The following is a 17,063-nucleotide window of genomic DNA, read 5'->3' as shown; positions in this document are numbered from 1 at the left end:
CGGTCGTGGAGTCCGTGGAGTCAGTTGCCCCAGCGGGACGAACGGCAGGCGTGCTCCAGCCGGGTCCGGCCGAAGGTCTCGCGTTCACGGAGGAATTCGCCGGGGATCGTGTACCGGGGTGCGTTCTTCGGGTCTTTCGCGGCCTGCGCGACGATCGCGTCGGTGAGTGAGCGGATCATGTCCAGCCGTGGATAGGCGGCGTGCACGGCGTCGGCCTGCTCGTCGGTGACGGCGTCGATGTGGGCGGCGCCGATCGGGCCACCGAAGTCGAGTGCGACGCCCTCGCGGACGAGCACGCACAGCGTGCCGCGGCGTTCTGCGATACCCGGGGAGGTGTGGAGGGCGATGGCCTGCCAGACCTGGTCGGCATCGATTGCCGGTAATCCGCGGTCGATGAGGAATGAGGCGGCCCGGTCGGCGCCTTCGACCTCGAACCGTTGGTTGTGCGGGCCGTCCGACGCCACGCCGAGGTCGTGCATCGCGCACGCGGCGAACAACAGGTCGTCCTGGTAGTCGTGGCCGACGACCAGGCCGAGGCGGCCGGCAACCAGCCGGGCGAACAGGTAGCTGCGGATGCTGTGGTTGAAGACGGACGGCGTTTCCACCGGTCGGATGAGGTTCATGACGGCGTCGGCAAGCGGTGTGCCGGGCAGCGTGATCAGGTCGGCGGTCGCCTCGTGGGTGGGTCCGGTCATGTCTTCAGCCTGGCCGTGACCGCCCTGACCTGGTGAGAGGCAAAATTTCCTTACTTCGCTAGAATCCTGCCATGGCAGTGCATCGAGTCGCGGTCCTGGCGCTGGACGGGGTCACCCCTCTCGACCTGGCGATCCCGACGCAGATCTTCACCACCCGGCCGGAAACCCCCTACGAGATGACCCTGTGCGCGTTGCAGCCGAAGGTGGCCACCAGCGCGGGTTTCGCCCTGGTCGCCGACGACGGCCTGGAGCGGGTGAGCACCGCCGACACCGTGATCGTGCCGGGATTCGACCTGATCCTCCCGGTGCCGGACGCCGTGCTCGAGACACTGGCCGGAGCCCGCGACCGAGGCAAGCGCGTGGTGTCGATCTGCACGGGCGCCTTCGCGCTGGCCGCAGCGGGCGTCCTGGACGGGCTGCACGCCACGACCCACTGGAAGCACATCGACGAGTTCGAGCGGAGCTTCCCGGCCGTCTCGGTCGACCGCGACGTGCTCTACGTCGACGAGGGCGACGTGCTCACCTCGGCCGGGGTGTGCTGCGGCATCGACCTGTGCCTGCATATCGTGCGCCGCGACCTGGGCGCGGAGCTGGCCAACCAGATCGCCCGCGGTCTGGTCGCCGCCCCGCACCGAGACGGTGGGCAGGCCCAGTACGTGCCGGCTCCCGTCGCGGTGGCCGGCGAGGCGTCGCTGTCCGGTACCCGTGGATGGGCCCTGCAGCGGCTCGGCGAGCCGCTCTCGCTGCGCGTGCTCGCCCGGCACGCGGGCCTCTCGCAGCGCACCTTCATGCGCCGGTTCACCGAGGAGACGGGCACGACCCCGTTGCAGTGGATGCTCAACGCCCGGCTGGGCAGGGCGAGGGAGCTGCTGGAATCCACGGACCGCTCGGTGGAGCAGGTGGCGCGGGACTGCGGGCTGGGCACGGCGGCCAACCTGCGGCTGCACTTCCGGCGCGCACTGGACACCACCCCCACCGCCTACCGCCGCACCTTCACACGCTCGACGTCCCGCAGTCCGGCCTGTTCACCAGCGGTCACGCCCTCGGCCTGAGAACGGCCACCACGACACTGAGAGTCCTTGCCGGGGCGGGATGCCGTCCGGCCACCGGGTGGCCGGACGGCTGTCCCGGACTCCGGGAGATCCGGGGCGGGCCCGCCGGACCGCCCGGGGGCATGGTCGCGTACGCTCGCCCGGGTGCCGCGAAGGTGTGGGGCGGCGGCCGGGTCGCCGGGCGCGGCCGGACCGGCAGGCAGGGGTGGGTGTTGTCGGATCGTGCGCGGGCCGAATCGGTCCTCAAGGACGCGGCTGCCACCTGTGACGCACACCTGCGGCGCTGGGTCGGGCAGTTGGACGGCGCGGTCGGCCAGGTGGCGGCCTACCAGTTCGGATGGACCCGCGACGGATCCCCGGACCGGCGGCACGGCGGCAAGAACGTTCGAGCGGCCCTGGCACTGGGCTGCGCCCGGGCGGTGGGAGGAGACCCGCAGCGGGCGGTGCCCGCCGCCGTGGCGGTGGAGATGGTGCACAACCTGTCGTTGCTGTACGACGACGTCCTGGACGGCGATGCGCTCCGTCGCCACCGGGCCGCCGCCTGGGAGGTGTTCGGGCCGGGCGCGGCGACCCGGTCGGCCGACGCGCTGCTGATGCTGGCGTTCGAGGTGCTCGCAGGCCCCGACGGCGAAGCCGAAGCCGTCGCCGGCGAGGCGTCGGCGGCCCTGCTGGACACGCTCATCCAGCTCGCGGTGGGTGAGAGCCTGGACGTGCTGTTCGAGGCCGCGCCCCGCGTCGAGCTGTCCGAGTGCCTGGAGATGGTGTCGGGCAAGACGGCGTCGCTGATCTCCTGCGCCTGCCGGCTGGGCGCCCTCCACGGCGGCGGCGGGCCGGCGCAGGTCGAGACCCTGGCCGCGTTCGGACACGACCTGGGCATGGCGTTCCAGCTGGTGGACGACCTGCTGGGGATCTGGGGCGACGAAGCGGTCACGGGCAAACCGGTCTTCGCGGACCTGCGGGCGCGCAAGCTCTCGGTGCCGGTGGTCGCCGCGATGGCCTCGAACACCGCGGCGGGCGACGAACTGGCCCGCCGCTACGCGCTGCCGGCCGGCCCCGGCCGGGCCGGGGAGGCGGAGCTGGCCCGGCTGGTGGAGGAGGCCGGCGGCCGGCGCTGGACGGTGGAGCGCGCCGCCGAGCACGCGGACGGGGCCCGGCGCCGTCTGCGGAGCCTCGCCGACGGCCCCGGTGCGGTGCCCGGTGCCGTCGCCGACCTCGACGCGCTCTGCGAACTGATCGTCAACCGCTCGTACTGAGCCGGTCGCCCCCGGCGCGGGAGGACCAGGGCGCCGGGGTGTCGAGGATGTGCGCACGGCCCTGCCGGTAGAGCGCGGCGTCCACCTCCTTCAGGCGGCGCAGTTCCTGCGGCTCGTACAGGGCGTGGACCACGGCCGGCTCGGCGCCGTGCCCGGCGGCCTCCAGCAGCGCGTTCGCCGCCGCCCGGCCGCTCTGGTTCGCGCCCTCCATGGTGGCCAGGTTCACCGGGCAGCGGACGAAGTCCCCGGCCATGAACAGGTTGACCGCGGCCGTCCGCGCCCGCGGGCGCAGCGCCCAGGAGCCGGTGGTGTTGATCAGCAGGGCCTCGTCGTTGGTCGCGGGACCGGGGCCGTCGAGGTTCTTGACGGCCGGGTCCAGGTGCCAGGAGTGGAGCAGGCCGTCGTGGAGGGTCCGGCGGCGGCCGTCGTCGAGGGCGTCGGCGAGCTGGGCCCAGACCTCGGCGACGACCTCGGCCCGGGTGCAGTCGCGGGCCGGCTTGCCGTAGAGGATGCCGGGGGTGTCCCAGGAGGAGATGTCGACCGACAGGCAGTCAGCCACCGTCCCGTCGCCGTAGGTGGCGCGGAAGTCGGTGTCCCAGAACTGCGCCTGGCTGATGGAGGTCAGGGCCCACGGGGAGTCCTGGTAGATGACGTGGCCGCGGGTGATCGGGGTGGGCTCGGTGAGGTAGAACTGCAGGCCGACCATCCAGTCGGTGCGCAGGTCCGCCGTCTTCTTCAGCTCCGGGTCCGCCTCGGCCAGGCCGCGCTCCAGCAGCGTCCCGATCCGGTCGACCGGGAGCGCGCACACGTACCAGTCGGCGGCCGCCTCCCGCCGCCGACCGCCCGGGCCGCGCAGGACGGCGCCGACGACGGCGCGGCCCCGCACCGTCAGGCGCTCCACCTGCCAACCGAGTTCGAGCCGCACCCCCAGCCGCTCCAGGTGCCGCACCCAGGGGTCGATCCAGGCGGTGCTGGTCGGGGCGTTCAGGACCCGGTCGGCGGCCTGGGCCTCGCCCCGGCCGAGGAAGCCGTAGCCGAAGGCCTCCAGGAACCCCCCGACGGTGTGCGCGCTGCACACCTCCGCCCTGGCCGCCACGACCGTACGGGTCGCCCCGACGACGCACACCTTCCGGTACTCCTCGGAGGCGCCGTCGGCGGCGGTGAAGTCCCACCACGACATCTGCTCCCACTGCCCCAGCCGCCGCTGCGCGCTGCTGGTCATGTAGACCAGCAACCGGTTGGCGAAGTACAGCAGTTCCTCGTTCAGCTCCCCCTCGGCGCCCAGCTTCATGCCCCGGGCCTTCAGGATCTGCAGGGGCGTCCTCGGACCGGCGGCCAGGGACACGTCGACGACCGTCTCCCCGATCCTCCCCGACCGGGCGGACAGCATCTGCGGCGCCTCCCGCAGGTTGCCCTCCACGCCCGAGAGCGAGCCCGGGAGGGGGATCCGCCGCATCGTGTCCGGCAGGCTCCGGTAGAAGCCGGGGAAGAACCGGAACCCGTGCTCGCTGGGCAGGTCGAGCCGCCCGCCGGTACCCGTGCCGGGAACCGAGGCACTCCGGGCCTTCCCGCCCCACCCGGAGGGCTCCACCACGGTCACCTCGAAGCCGCGCTCCGCCAGCTCCATGGCCGCCGTCAGCCCGGCCACCCCGCCGCCCAACACCGTGACCGTCCGGCCCGAACTCCCCGACACCGCACGCCCCTTCCCGGCCCACGGCCGCTCACCCGTCCCACCCCATCCGTACGGGAACGATAGAGCAGGTCGTGGCCGTCACCCCGGCGAAGCCCCTCCCCGCGACCCCGGCACCCCGCGGCCGCGTCTTCAGGCGCCGACCGAGCACGGGGAGTGTCCGGCACGGCAGAAGGACGCCCAGCCTCGCCTCTTCCTGCCGTTCACATGAACAGCGGGTCGGCCGGCTACGGCCACGGGTAGCCCACTTGCTCTGGCCGGTAGCCTCCGCAGAGCTCGGCGGTGGCACGGGGATCGCCTGCGGTCAGCTGCGCTTCAAGGTGCTCGGCCTGGTCCGACGGGTCGTCCGCGGAGATCGGCAGGGTCATCAGGAACTGGGCCCAAGGCAGATCCGTCTCGTCCCGGCCAGGGGGATGCCGAAGGACGACGTCGATCCGATCGGGTTCCCCGCGGAAGGCCCAGACCGCCTCCACCTCGCACTCCCACCTGGCGAGCCAGTCCTCGCGTCCCCTCAGCCCCGCCTCCAGCAGCGTCGCGACCACTGCCGCCGGCCACTCCCAGCCGCGGTCCTCCTCGGCTCGCAGGACCTCGGCCTCGTACTGATCCGCGGCGAACCGAAACTCCGGCAGGTCGAAGCCCCGCTCGACCGGGTCGCGCCAGCCCGCCCAGACGACATGCTCCTCGTCGCGCGTGACCGTCACGTACAGAGCACTGCAGCACCGCTCAAAGCCGCATCCGGATCGAGCGAGCCGAACCTCGTGGGGAGTTCCGGTGGCATGCAACGGCCCGCCCCGGCCCAGGAGATACCGGGGGCCTGATCCCACGAACGGGGGGCCGCCTGATTCCCTGCTACGGAGGGACAGGTCGGCCAGGAGATCCCGGCCACTGACGAACGGTCGGACCTCCACGCCGCCCTCGCCGGGCGGTGGGCAGACGATGCTCAGACGGAGAAGATCCGGTTCCGTGGCCACCGGCAAAGGATCGCGGAGCCGGCCGCAGCTGTCATGTGAATTTGCGTGGCCGCCGCTCCTGGCAGCCGCCGGTCCCCGCCTGTAGCGTCACCGCATGACCGACGAGACCACGGCCAGGGCAGGCAGAGAGTTCTACACGTTCGACGGCCGGATCCTGGAGGTCTTCGGCAGCTGTCCGAAGCGGTTCCACATCCGGAACATGGACCTGCGGGTCACGGGCCCCGACCGGAAGGGGAGGCGGACCGTCGAGATCGTCGCCGGTCCGCCCGAAGCCCCGGCGACGCAGCACACGTGGCACCACTCGGCCGAGGAATGGCAGCGGGCGCAGGGCCTGGAAGCCCTGCTGGAAGCGGTACGGGCGGGTATCGCGGCGGCCCGGGAGCACGGAGCCTGAGGGTTTTCCGCAACCGTGGTCGAGGACGGCCGCCGCAGCACTGTCAGCCGCAGCACTGTCAGGGGAACGGAGGCCGTCGCCCGCGGGGACGCCGGATGCGCCGTCACCGAGTGGGGCCCCCTTGCGGGCCGCCCTGCCATGCCCACTACTCATCAGGGGTGACGGTGATCCCGTATTCGTAGCGGTCCGGTCGGCCGGCTTCCTCCCACCGGGTCCAGGCGGCGACGACCTCGTCCCCGATGCGGCGCGGTCCGCCCTGAAGAAGCAGCGGCGCCTCGCGCACCTCCGTGCCACGCGGTAGACGGCGTGCAGGAGCGCCCACGGGGCGCGCACGGCGACTCCCGCGCCAACGGGTCTTGGGTTCCAGCTGTCTCTGCAACACCTTTGGGGGCACGGCTCGACCGGCGGTGACCTGGCCTTCGAGGGTCTTCTCCCGGGAACGGCGCACTCCCGACGGGAGAAAAGTTAACCAAATGCTTGACTATTCGCTGCCACCATCGAACAGTTAGGCACATGCTTAACCAATCTGGTTCGTTGGACCGGGTGTTCCAAGCGCTGGCGGACGCGACTCGCCGGGACATCGTCGAACGGTTGATCCGCGGGCCTGCCTCGGTCAGTGAGCTGGCCCAGCCGCTGGCCATGTCGCTGCCAGCGGTGATGCAGCACCTACAGGTACTGGAGGCGTGCGGACTGGTCCGGTCCGAGAAAGCCGGAAGGGTACGCACCTGCCACCTTGAGCCGGCTGTGCTGCGAATGGCCGAGGACTGGATCGCTGCGCAGCGCACTGCCTGGGAACACCGCCTCGATCGCCTCGGCGACTACCTGACCGAACACTGCGACAGCCCGGATCAAGGGAGCACACAATGACCGATCACCTGGTCACACATGCCACGTTCACCCTCGAACGCCTCTACGCGGCCTCACCGGCCACAGTGTTCGCCGCGTGGGCCGCCCCCGAAGCAAAGGCCCGCTGGTTCGCCGGCCTCGACGCCGAGCACGAGCTCGATTTCCGCGTCGGTGGGCGGGAGGTCAACCGCGGCCGCTCCGGCGGTGGGCCCGTGCTGACTTTCGAGTCCTGGTACCGCGACATCATCCAGGACGAGCGGATCGTCTACACCTCCACCCTGTCCGAGGGGCAAGACCTTGCGACAGTGTCGCTGACGACGGTGGAGTTCCTCCCCGAGGGTGGTGGCACCCGGCTGCTGCTCACCGAGCAGAGCACCTTCCTCGACGGCCGCGAAGAACCGAGCTGGCGGGAGCAGGGCACCGGCACGTGGCTTGACGCGCTCGCCACCGAACTGCTGCGAAGCATCCAGCAACAGCGATGACCACGAGCAACCGTTCGCGGACTCGCCGTTGGCAAGTGCTGGCGCTGCTGGGCACGGCGTTCTTCATGACGATTCTGGACGGCACCAGCCTGCTCGCCGCCCTGCCCGCGATCGAAGGCCACCTTCGCCTGCACGGTCCTGCCATCCAATGGACCGTGACGGCCTACGCGCTGGCCTTCAGCGGGCTGCTGTTGTTATGCGGCCGCGCTGCGGATCTGTTGGGCCGTCGGCGTGTGTTCATCGCCGGGATGGTGCTGCGGGTCGTGGCCTCGCTGGCGTGCGGGCTCGCCCCGTCCATCCAGACCCTGGTGGCCGCCCGGGCGGTGCAGGGCGTCTCGGCCGCGATCATCGCTCCGGCCGCGTTGTCGATGGTCATGAACACATTCCCCGAAGGGATCGAGCGGAACAAGGCGCTCGGCATCTGGGGCGGCCTCGGCGGGTTCGGCGCCACCGCCGGTCTACTACTGGGCGGCATCATCACCGATACCCTCGGCTGGCAGTGGGTGTTCTGGGTCAACGTCCCGGTCGGGACCCTCGTGCTGGTGCTCGCCCCCGCCACGCTGCGCGAAAGCCGGGACCGCACACGCTCCCGTTCCTTCGATGTCCCTGGTGCGCTGACCATCGCCCCAGCACTCGTTCTGCTCGTATACGTGATCACCCGGGTACCGACATCCGGGTGGGCGAACGGACAGAGCATCGGGCTACTGGCCGCCGTGGCCGTGCTGGCCTGGATGTTCATCCTGGTGGAGAAGCGATCGACGGCCCCGCTCGTTTCCTTTCAGTCGCTGCGCTCTCGCATGCTGATCGGTGGCAACCTCCTCCTGCTCATCGCCGGCATGACCGTCGACGGCATGCTCGTCACCCTCACCTCTTTCGTGCAGCAGGTGCTCGGCTGGCCGGCGGCGCGGTTCGGGCTGGCAGCCGCGATGATGACCGTCACCGCGGCCGCAGGCGCACTGCTGAGCCAACGGATCGTGCGCAGGCTCAGGCTGGGGCGGGTAGCTGCCGCCGGGACCGTCCTGCTCGGGTGTGGCTGCCTGCTGCTCACCCGCATACCGGCCGGTGGCCCGATGAGTCTTCTGCCGGCGGCCCTGTTTTTGTTCGGGGCGGGAATGGGCGCCGTCACGGTATGCGCACAGATCGCCGCGCTGACCGGCGTCACCGAAAAGGACTCAGGCCTGGCCGCCGGCCTCTCCGACACCTCCTTCGCCGTCGGCACCGCCGTCGGCACCGCCATCTGCACCAGCGTCGCCGCCGCCCGCACGTCCGCGATCGGCGGTCCGACACCGCTCGCACTCACCACCGGGCAGCATGCCGCGTTCGGGGCAGCCGGCGTCTTCACCGCTCTCGCCTTGATCACCGCGTTGACGCTCCTCAGCAAGCGATCCGGCCTGTCCCGCAGTGTGTCGGCAGACGCAAGCGAGAACATATCTCCCCGGGCACCGTCAACCTCACCTTGATCTACGGGGACACCCCCTGGCTCCCTCCTGGCGTGATTCCTGTTCCGCATTCCATGGAGGGCCGGACCCGAATCCGGCGGCAAGGTCCCGGCCTCACCCGCGAACCCCTACGCCGAGGTCCTCAGTGTCACTGCGGGTGCGGACGGCACCCGGCTCCAACGTCGTGGCCCTCGGCACGCAGCTGGGCGACGGCGGCGGCGACGTAGCGTGTCGTCCACAGGACTACCGCGTTCAAAACCACTCCCATTGACATCCTCCCTGCCCTAAAGGACGGGGATTCCTAGCTCACTTCGCCTGGCCGCTTGTGCGTCTGGCGGCGACAGGTGTGGTCGACCGGGTCGACGACGGCGAGCAGGTGCAAGGTCTTGACGATGACGCCTGGGGCATTGCGCTGGGGCCATTGCCGTTGGTACGGCTTCCCGGACCCGCTCGGGGGTTCGAGCCCGGGAAGCCTCCCTCCACGGTGCCGGTGGCGGCCGCTGACAGCGCGCGGGGCTACGCCATGGCGTCGACGGCCGCTGGGGTGGTCTGTTCCGGCGGCGAGGGCTCGGCTGCGCCGGTGGGTCCGCGCAGCGGGGAGGGAGGGAGCGGGAGGCGGGCACCGCCCCGAAGACGACACCCAACTGGAACGGCTGGTCCGCGAGGCGATGTGGCGCAAGTAGCCCGGGCACAAGATCGACCACCCCGACTTCGTCCGGCCCGACCGGCCCTGGTCAAGGTCCGCTTCACCACCAAGGGCACGGGCGTCACCGTCAAGGCCGACGAGGCCGGAAACCTCACCGCCCGTCGACATCGAGTCCTCGGTGGCGCAGCTGCGCAGATCAACTGACCGGATGAGGCCGGTCGGATCGAAACCTTGCAGAACGTGTCCGGCCCCGACGGAGACGTCGGGGCCGGACACGTTCTGGGCGGGTCGGGTGGACCAGCGGCTGGAGGGTAGACGCTCGGGATCCGGTTGTGGGGTTCTGGGGGTGTTGCGGTTGACCCGCCGGCGCTGTGTCTCCTTCCACCCCGGTCGCGCCCGCTGCGGTCCGGCGGGTGGGGCACTCCAGGGAGTGCCCCACGCCGTGCCGCCCGTTAGCCGGTGTGGAGGGCGAGGGTCGGGGAGAGTCGGGAGGCGCGGACGGCCGGGTAGAGGCCTGCGACCGTGCCGATGAGCAGGGTGGCGGCGAAGCCTCCGGTGACGGCCCACAAGGGGACCACCCAGGGCAGGCCGCCCGCGGCGGCGAAGGCGTAGGTGGCGGCCGCGCCCAGGGCCACGCCGGCCAGCCCGCCCAGTCCGGAGAGCAGGAGGGACTCCGTCACGAACTGGAGGCGGATCTGGCCCCTGGTGGCGCCCAGGGAGCGGCGCAGTCCGATCTCGTGGCGCCTCTCCAGCACTGAGATGATCATCGTATTGGCGACTCCGACGCCGCCGACCAGGAGCGCCACCCCGCCCAGCCCGAGCAGGAGGTCGGTGAAGGCCCCCTCGGTGGCGGCCTTGGCCTGGAGCGCCGAGGAGGGGTCGGTGACCTGCACGTTGTGCGGGTTCTGCGGGTCGACGGTGCGGGGGATCAGCGCGCGGACCGCGCTGACCGCCTGGTCCGTCGACCGTTCGTAGATCTGGGTCGGGTGGCCGTCGAAGCCCAGCAGCGTGCCGGCGCCGTCCCAGCCGACCAGGGCGGCCCGTTCGATCTCGGGTGCCAGCGGCAGCGGGTCGAGGATGCCGATGACGGTGAAGTACTGGCCGCCGATGTGGACTTGCTGGCCGGGGGCGGTGATGCCCAGGCGCTGGGCCGCGACGTGTCCGAGCACCGTCGACGGGTAGCGTCCGTTGGCCTCGTTGAGCCAGGTGCCCGAGCCGACCGCGCCGCGCACGACGTCCAGCAGCCCTTCGGTGGCGGCCTTCACGGTGATGCCGCCGGTTTCGTCGTTGGGGATCTTCTCACTGCGTCTGACGGACTGCGCCAGGTCCCCGGTCGCGCCGACCTGCTCGACCCCGGGGACGCGGCCCAGCATGCCGGTCGACTCCTCGGGCAGCTTCACCTTCTCGCCGAACAGCCCCTGGCCAGGGGAGGCCACCAGCATATTGGTGCCCAACTGGTCGAGTTGCCGCAGGAGTTGGGCCTTGCTGGAGGAGGAGATGCCGACCACCGCGATCATGGTGGCGATGCCGATGGCGATGCCCAGCGCGGACAGCACCACCCGCAGCGGCCGGGTGCGCAGGCCGGCCGAGCCGACGTGGAGGACGTCGCGGGGGCTGAGCCGGGCCGGGGCCAGCCGTGTGCGGCTCACCGCTGCCCACCCCGATCGGCCGGGGCGGCGGCGCCGGTGCGCAGATCCGCCACGACGCGGCCGTCGCGGATGCGGACCTGGCGTGGCAGGCTGTCGGCGATCTCGCCGTCGTGGGTGATCACCGCGATGGTGGCGCCCTGGGCGTTGAGGTCGTACAGCAGCTCCATCACCGCTTCGCTCGACGCGGAGTCCAGTGCGCCGGTCGGCTCGTCGGCCAGCAGCAGGTCCGGTTCGCCGACCACCGCCCGGGCGATGGCCACCCGCTGGCGCTGGCCGCCGGACAGCTCGTGCGGACGGTGGTGCATGCGGTCCGCGAGCCCGACCCGCTCCAGGGCCAGGGCCGCGCGCCTGCGGCGCTGGGCGCGCGGCAGGCCCGAGTAGAGCAGGCCCTCGGCGACGTTGTCCCGGGCGCTGACCCCGGCCACCAGGTGGAAGGACTGGAAGACGAAGCCGATGTGCCGGGCGCGCAGGGCAGACAGCCTGCGGTCGGAGAGGGCGGCGACGTCGTGGCCCGCCAGGGTGACGGATCCGGCGCTGGGCCGGTCCAGGGTGCCGACGATGTGCAGCAGGGTGGACTTGCCCGACCCCGAAGGGCCGACGATGGCGAGCAGTTCGCCGCGTCCGATGCGCAGGTCCACCCCGTGCAGCGCAGTGACCCCGCCCGGGTACTCCTTGGTGACCTGGTTCAACTCGACTACGGTGCTCACGACTTGGGCACCCCGACCTTCATTCCCTCGGTCAGGCCGCTCCCGCTGACCTCGACCCGGCCCTGTCCGAACATGCCGAGCTCGACCGGGACTTCGCGCACTTTCCCGTTCTCCACGATCTGGATGCCGAAGCCTCCGCCGGACAGCGCGAGCAGTGCGTTGACCGGTACGGTCAGCACGTCCTTGTGGACCTCGCCTTCGAGCTCGACGGTGACGGGCGCCTGGTCGAAGCCCTCCGCCTGCCCCGGGTCGTCGAAGACCACCCGGGCGGTGATCTTGGCGGGCTTGTCCGGGGAGCCCTGCTCCTTGCCGTCCTCACCGATGGTGCGGTCGACGGAGGCGACCTTGCCCTTGGCCTTGCCGCCGCCGGGCAGGGCGACCTCGACCCGGGTGCCGGGCTTGGCGAGGTCGGCCCGGGAGACCTCGATCTTGATCTGCACCTGCCGTTCGGAGCCGGTGGCGGTGAGGACCGGCTTGCCGGGAGCGGCCTGGCCGCCGACGGCCGCGTCGTTCTTCTTGATCCGCACCGCCGCGGGCGAGAAGGCGATCTGGTCGGGGCCGATCTCGCCGCTCTGGGCCAGGCCGTGGGCCTTCTGCCAGCGCTTGACCGCATCCGCCGTACCGGCGGTGAACTTCTCGTCCGCGGCCAGCCCCTTGCCGTAGCCCAGGTCGCGGAGGTTCTCCTTCAGCTGCCTGACGTCCGCCCCCTCGTCTCCGGCCTTCAGCGTCCGGTACATCGGGCGCTCGCCGACCATGAGCCGGACCTTCCGGCCGTCGACCTCGTAGAGGACCCCGTCGCGTTTCACCACCGCGCCGGCCTCCGGGAGCCAGGTGAGGGTGCCCGGCACACCGGCGTTGATCCGGCGCTCCTCGGCGTAGCCGAGGGTCCCGTCCACCCGGGTCCGGCTGCTCAGATCCTGCCGCTCCACCGAACCCGTGCTCGGCGGCAGCCCGTCCGTGCGTGCCGCGCCGGCGTTGCCGCTGCCTCCAGCCTGCGAGAGGGCCGTGACCCCGCCCGCCAGCGTGACCGAGGTGGCCAGCACGGCGATCAGGTACGTTCGGCGGCTGCGCCCGCGCTCACTGCGCATTCTGACCACTGCACGCCTTGTTCGCCTGGTCGAACCTGTCCTTCTCGGCGCCCTCCGGGACCTTCATCGCCGATCCCGACATCGCCGAGTCGCCGTCGAACTTCGGGTCCGGCATGTCCACACCGTTACCGCGCATGCACCGGGCGAAGTCGAGGGCCTTGTCCTTGTCGGCCTGGGACATCTTCGCGCCACCCGAGCCGCCGGCTCCCCCGCAGGCCTTGAGGGCTTCCGCCATCTTGTCCTGGCCGCCCTCCAGGACCATGGCCCGCGGGTCCTGGCCCGGCTCGGGCTCCTTCACCTGGGCGCCGTGTTCGCGCAGGCACTTACGGTGCTCGTAGGCCTGGTCCGCCGCCGCGCCCTTGCCCGACGAGTCCGAGCCGCCGCCTCCGCCGGAGCCCGTGCCGCCTCCGCCGCAGGCCGTGGCGAACAGCGCGAGCCCTGCCACCAACGCGGCCGCCGCGCCGTACCTGTGGTTCCGCATGTGGTTCCGCATGGAATTCCTCCGTGTCCGATGACGAGTGGCCGATGACGAGCGGCCGACCGCTCCGGCCGCTCCGACCACGCAGAGGCTGGCACGCACCCGCATTTCGCCGCTGTCAGCCGAGACCTTTACGGCGACGAAAGGTGGGTTTCAGGTACACCTGGTGTCATGCGTGTACTGATCGTGGAGGACGAGGAATTCCTGGCGGACATGATCGCCGAGGGATTGCGGCGCGACGCCCTGGCCGTCGACGTCGTGTACAACGGCGCCGACGCGCTGGAGCGGCTGAGGCTCACCGACTACGCCGTGCTCGTGCTCGACCGCGACCTGCCCGGGGCGCACGGCGACGAGGTGTGCCGGAGCGTCGTCGAGCAACGGCTGCTCACCCGGGTGCTGATGCTCACCGCCTCCGGTACCGTCCGCGACCGCGTCGACGGCCTGGACCTGGGCGCGGACGACTACCTCACCAAGCCGTTCGCCTACGAGGAGCTGTTGGCCCGGGTACTGGCGCTCGGCCGCCGCACCCACCCCGCCCTTCCGCCGGTCATCGAACGTGCGGGCATCACCCTCGACACCGCCCGCCGCCAAGCCTTCCGGGAGGGCCGCTACCTCGCCCTGTCCCGCAAGGAGTTCGGCGTACTGGAGGTGCTGATGCAGGCCGAGGGCGCCGTGGTCTGCGGTGATGACCTGATCGAGCAGGTGTGGGAGCAGAACATGGGATACCGCACCAACGCGGTTCGGGTCGTCCTCAGCAAACTCCGCGCCAAGCTCGGCGAGCCCTCGGTCATCGACACCGTGCCCGGCCACGGCTACCGCATCGGCGTCCCGGCGTGAGGCGCTTCGCCCCGGCCGGCCTGAACCGCCCTCCGCTGCCCGGCCGACCAAGCCCGCGGCTGCCGGGCGGGGAACGGGGCCGGCTGACCATGCTCTACGGCGGGCTGCTCGTCCTCGCCGGGGCCATGCTCATCTTCCTGGTCAACTTCCTGGTCCGGGAGAACCTGTACACCTCGATCAGCACGGCCGTCGCCGTCGAACCGCGACTGGCCACACTGGGGACCCCGGACCCCGCCGCGGCGAAAACCCTCACGGTGGGAACCGCCGCACCCGCAAGCGCTCTACCCGGAACCACCTCCGCCGACGGCGGACAGTCCCACTTCCAGGCCGTCAAGGTCGTCACCCAGGCCGCCGAGCAGGCGGCCCAGAACCAGCTGCTGACCGTCTCCCTGATCGCTCTGGCCGCCTTCGCCGTCATCTCGGTGGCACTGGCCTGGTGGATGTCGGGGCGGGTGCTGCGCCCGGTGGCGGTGATCACCAACACGGCGCGGCGGCTCTCGGGTGAGAACCTGCACGAGCGGATCGCCCTCGACGCACCCCCGGGCGAGCTCAAACAGCTCGCCGACACCTTCGACGCCATGCTCGACCGCATGGAACAACTGGTGGGCGCGCAACAGCGGTTCGCGGCCAACGCCGCACACGAACTGCGGACTCCGCTCGCGGTGCAGCGGGCCGCGGCCGAAATCGGGCTGGCCACCGAGGATCCGGCCGCCGTCGCCCGGGTCCGCCGCAAACTGATCGAGGTCTCCGAGAGCAGCGAACGGCTCATCGAGGGCCTGCTGTTGCTGTCCGTCTCCGACCAGAGGCTGGACCGCCGTGAACCGGTCGCACTGGACCAGCTGGCCCGCGCGGTGGCCGCCGAGTGCGCCGCCTCGCAGGAAGACCGGGAGAACCGCGTCACCGTCTCGACCGACACCGCCCCCGTGTCCGTCGAGGGTGATCCGGTGCTGCTGGCACACCTGGTGCGCAACCTGGTCGGCAACGCCCTGCGCTACAACCACGACGGCGGCCGGGTCGAGGTCGGCGTGCACGACGGTGTCCTGGAGGTCTCCAACACCGGCCCCCAGGTGCCGCCGGAGACGGTCCCCTACCTCTTCGAGCCCTTCCGCCGCCTCCGGGAGCGTCGGCACAGCCCGGGTGAGGGCGCGGGCCTGGGACTGTCCATCGTCGCCTCCATCGCGCGCGCCCACCACGCCGTCGTCACCGCCGTCCCCGCCGGCACGGGCGGACTGCGGTCGGCGTCCCCGTCACCCGCACCCCCGCCGGCCCCGCCTCAGGAGCCGGCGACCTGTCCGGGCTGACCGTCTACGCCCTCCTGCCCCTGGACCGCGAACAGGCGGCCACCAGCGCGCTGCTGGCCGCCGCCACCGGCGCCGGCGCGTTCGCCGCCGTACTGGCCGCCGGCCTCGCCCTGCTCGCCACCCGCCAGGTCCTGCGCCCCGTCCGCGCCCTGGGCGACGCCGCCCAGGCCCTCGCCCAGGGACGGCTCGACACCCGCCTCGCCGTCTCCGGCCACGACGAACTCGCCCAGCTGTCCAAGACGTTCAACCACACCGCCCGCACCCTCCAGGGCACCATCGAGGAACTGCGGGCGGTCGAGAGCCAGGGCCGGCGGTTCGCCGCCGACGTCTCCCACGAGCTGCGCACCCCGCTGGCCGCCATGGCCGCCGTCACCGACATCCTCGACGAGGACGCCGAGCACCTGCCCGCCGACACCGCGACCGCCCTGCGCATGATCAGCAACGAGACCGGGCGCCTCACCCGCCTGGTCAACGACCTCATCGAGATCTCCCGCATGGACGCCGGCGCCGCCCCGCTGCGCACCGAGGACGTGGACGCCGCGGAAGCCGTACGCGCCACCCTCGACCTGCGCGGCTGGAGCGACCGGGTCGAGCTGGACCTGCCCGCCGCCCTGCCCGTCCGCCTGGACGCGCGCCGCTTCGACGTCATCGTCGCCAACCTGGCCGGCAACGCCCTGCGCCACGGCCGCCCGCCCGTACGCCTCACCCTCACCACCCATGGCCCGGGGCCGGGATCCGACCTGGTGCTGACCGTCACCGACCGGGGCCCGGGCATCCCGCCCGCCGAACTCCCCCACCTGTTCGACCGCTTCTACAAGGCGGACAGGGCCCGCACCCGCTCCGAGGGCAGCGGGCTCGGCCTGGCCATCGCCCAGGAGAACGCCCGCCTGCACGGCGGCTTCATCGAGGCCGCCAACGCCCCCGGCAGCGGCGCGGTGTTCACCCTCGTCCTGCCCCGCGGACCCCTGACGAAGGACGCCCCATGACCATCCGCCTCCGCGCGATCGCCGCAGCGGCGCTGCTCCTCACGGCCTGCGGCTGCGCGATCCCCGACACGGCGGGCGCGGTGAAGTCGGGCAAACCCGCCACCGGGATCGAGTCCGGCACCCGGCTGTACTTCCTCAGCCCCCAGGGAATCCGCCTGACGATCAGGCCGGGCACCGAACGCGAAGGCCTCCAGCAGACCCTGGACACCCTCATGGCAGGCCCCACCCGGACGGAGCAGCACACCGGTCTCGGCACCGCCCTGCCCGCCTCCGGCAAGGTCACCGCCGCCACCGAGGACGGCACCGTCACCCTGCGCCTGTCCTGGCCGACCTCCGCGCTGAGCCCCTACGCCATCCAGCAACTGGTCTGCACCGCCGAGGACGCCCCCGCGACCACCGCGACCGCCCCCCGGATCGCCATGGTCAGCAGCGACGCCCCCGGACCGGTCTTCGTGCAGTGCGACCTCCACCACACCGGCTGAGTCCGACGGAACCCGACCTGGGCTCGGCGAGCCGGATCACCGGCACCGGATGCCTACCTACCCGCCA

Annotated in this window: 18 protein-coding genes; 10 read left to right on the top strand and 8 right to left on the bottom strand. The window is 71.9% G+C overall.

Going from position 1 to position 17,063, the window contains the following annotated elements; all coding sequences use genetic code 11:
* Window positions 1-20: 20 nt before the first annotated feature.
* The gene (locus ACFVHI_RS10730; protein WP_380337799.1) at window positions 21-695 is read right to left on the bottom strand and encodes an HD domain-containing protein; all 675 of its coding nucleotides are present in this window, start codon (window positions 693-695) and stop codon (window positions 21-23) included.
* Window positions 696-766: 71 nt separating this feature from the next.
* On the opposite strand from ACFVHI_RS10730, the gene ACFVHI_RS10725 reads away from it, so the two are divergent.
* Window positions 767-1,747, top strand: coding sequence for a GlxA family transcriptional regulator (locus tag ACFVHI_RS10725; protein WP_380337796.1), 981 nt, complete (start codon window positions 767-769; stop codon window positions 1,745-1,747).
* A 212-nt stretch (window positions 1,748-1,959) separates the two neighbouring features.
* Complete coding sequence (locus ACFVHI_RS10720; protein WP_380337793.1) at window positions 1,960-3,000, top strand: polyprenyl synthetase family protein; 1,041 nt, start codon at window positions 1,960-1,962, stop codon at window positions 2,998-3,000.
* Here the strand turns inward: ACFVHI_RS10720 and ACFVHI_RS10715 are convergent.
* Both ACFVHI_RS10715 and ACFVHI_RS10710 read right to left on the bottom strand, forming a co-directional pair.
* Window positions 2,984-4,693, bottom strand: a complete 1,710-nt coding sequence (locus tag ACFVHI_RS10715; RefSeq protein ID WP_380337790.1) for an FAD-dependent oxidoreductase — start codon at window positions 4,691-4,693, stop codon at window positions 2,984-2,986. The two genes, ACFVHI_RS10720 and ACFVHI_RS10715, sit on opposite strands and share 17 nt — an antisense overlap.
* A gap of 224 nt (window positions 4,694-4,917) precedes the next feature.
* Window positions 4,918-5,391, bottom strand: a complete 474-nt coding sequence (locus ACFVHI_RS10710) for a hypothetical protein (RefSeq protein ID WP_244293771.1) — start codon at window positions 5,389-5,391, stop codon at window positions 4,918-4,920.
* Between the two features lie 364 nt (window positions 5,392-5,755).
* On the opposite strand from ACFVHI_RS10710, the gene ACFVHI_RS10705 reads away from it, so the two are divergent.
* The 4 genes from ACFVHI_RS10705 (at window position 5,756) to ACFVHI_RS10690 (ending at window position 8,843) form a co-directional block, all read left to right on the top strand.
* Window positions 5,756-6,055, top strand: a complete 300-nt coding sequence (locus tag ACFVHI_RS10705) for a hypothetical protein (protein ID WP_380337787.1) — start codon at window positions 5,756-5,758, stop codon at window positions 6,053-6,055.
* Between the two features lie 513 nt (window positions 6,056-6,568).
* Window positions 6,569-6,922 carry a metalloregulator ArsR/SmtB family transcription factor gene (locus ACFVHI_RS10700; RefSeq protein WP_063351815.1) on the top strand — a complete coding sequence of 118 codons (354 nt, stop codon included), beginning with the start codon at window positions 6,569-6,571 and terminating at the stop codon, window positions 6,920-6,922.
* Window positions 6,919-7,383: an SRPBCC family protein gene (locus ACFVHI_RS10695; protein ID WP_380337784.1), complete on the top strand. Its 465-nt coding sequence runs from the start codon at window positions 6,919-6,921 to the stop codon at window positions 7,381-7,383. The genes ACFVHI_RS10700 and ACFVHI_RS10695 overlap by 4 nt, the downstream gene beginning before the upstream one ends.
* Entirely contained in the window at window positions 7,380-8,843 is a 1,464-nt protein-coding gene (locus tag ACFVHI_RS10690; protein WP_380337781.1) for an MFS transporter, read from the top strand. Before ACFVHI_RS10695 ends, ACFVHI_RS10690 begins: the two co-directional genes overlap by 4 nt.
* A 1,077-nt stretch (window positions 8,844-9,920) precedes the next feature.
* Here ACFVHI_RS10690 and ACFVHI_RS10685 read toward each other — a convergent pair.
* From ACFVHI_RS10685 to ACFVHI_RS10670, 4 genes are read right to left on the bottom strand one after another with little or no spacing between them, the layout of a single operon-like run.
* A complete protein-coding gene (locus tag ACFVHI_RS10685; RefSeq protein ID WP_063351818.1) occupies window positions 9,921-11,117 on the bottom strand; it encodes an ABC transporter permease in 1,197 nt (398 codons plus the stop codon).
* Window positions 11,114-11,824, bottom strand: a complete 711-nt coding sequence (locus ACFVHI_RS10680; RefSeq protein ID WP_063351819.1) for an ABC transporter ATP-binding protein — start codon at window positions 11,822-11,824, stop codon at window positions 11,114-11,116. Before ACFVHI_RS10680 ends, ACFVHI_RS10685 begins: the two co-directional genes overlap by 4 nt.
* Window positions 11,821-12,912, bottom strand: a complete 1,092-nt coding sequence (locus tag ACFVHI_RS10675) for an efflux RND transporter periplasmic adaptor subunit (protein WP_063351820.1) — start codon at window positions 12,910-12,912, stop codon at window positions 11,821-11,823. The genes ACFVHI_RS10680 and ACFVHI_RS10675 overlap by 4 nt, the downstream gene beginning before the upstream one ends.
* Window positions 12,902-13,393, bottom strand: coding sequence for a hypothetical protein (locus tag ACFVHI_RS10670; protein ID WP_079136598.1), 492 nt, complete (start codon window positions 13,391-13,393; stop codon window positions 12,902-12,904). The genes ACFVHI_RS10675 and ACFVHI_RS10670 overlap by 11 nt, the downstream gene beginning before the upstream one ends.
* Window positions 13,394-13,561: 168 nt before the next feature.
* Here ACFVHI_RS10670 and ACFVHI_RS10665 point away from each other — a divergent pair, with 168 nt between their 5' ends.
* A complete protein-coding gene (locus tag ACFVHI_RS10665) occupies window positions 13,562-14,227 on the top strand; it encodes a response regulator transcription factor (RefSeq protein WP_063351822.1) in 666 nt (221 codons plus the stop codon).
* Window positions 14,228-14,316: 89 nt separating this feature from the next.
* Window positions 14,317-15,528 carry a sensor histidine kinase gene (locus ACFVHI_RS10660; RefSeq protein ID WP_380337836.1) on the top strand — a complete coding sequence of 404 codons (1,212 nt, stop codon included), beginning with the start codon at window positions 14,317-14,319 and terminating at the stop codon, window positions 15,526-15,528.
* Here the strand turns inward: ACFVHI_RS10660 and ACFVHI_RS10655 are convergent.
* Window positions 15,501-15,779: a hypothetical protein gene (locus ACFVHI_RS10655; protein ID WP_380337776.1), complete on the bottom strand. Its 279-nt coding sequence runs from the start codon at window positions 15,777-15,779 to the stop codon at window positions 15,501-15,503. The genes ACFVHI_RS10660 and ACFVHI_RS10655 overlap by 28 nt on opposite strands.
* Between ACFVHI_RS10655 and ACFVHI_RS10650 the strand changes: the two genes are divergently transcribed.
* On the top strand, window positions 15,660-16,514 hold the full coding sequence (locus ACFVHI_RS10650; protein ID WP_380337833.1) for an ATP-binding protein: 855 nt from the start codon (window positions 15,660-15,662) through the stop codon (window positions 16,512-16,514). The two genes, ACFVHI_RS10655 and ACFVHI_RS10650, sit on opposite strands and share 120 nt — an antisense overlap.
* Complete coding sequence (locus ACFVHI_RS10645) at window positions 16,511-16,996, top strand: GerMN domain-containing protein (RefSeq protein ID WP_363377098.1); 486 nt, start codon at window positions 16,511-16,513, stop codon at window positions 16,994-16,996. Before ACFVHI_RS10650 ends, ACFVHI_RS10645 begins: the two co-directional genes overlap by 4 nt.
* Window positions 16,997-17,063 lie beyond the last annotated feature (67 nt).

The organism is Kitasatospora sp. NPDC127121, assembly GCF_042677305.1.
GTDB lineage: Bacteria > Actinomycetota > Actinomycetes > Streptomycetales > Streptomycetaceae > Kitasatospora.
The sequence above is the reverse complement of the archived record's forward strand: the minus strand, read 5'-3'. Positions and strand labels throughout refer to the sequence as shown.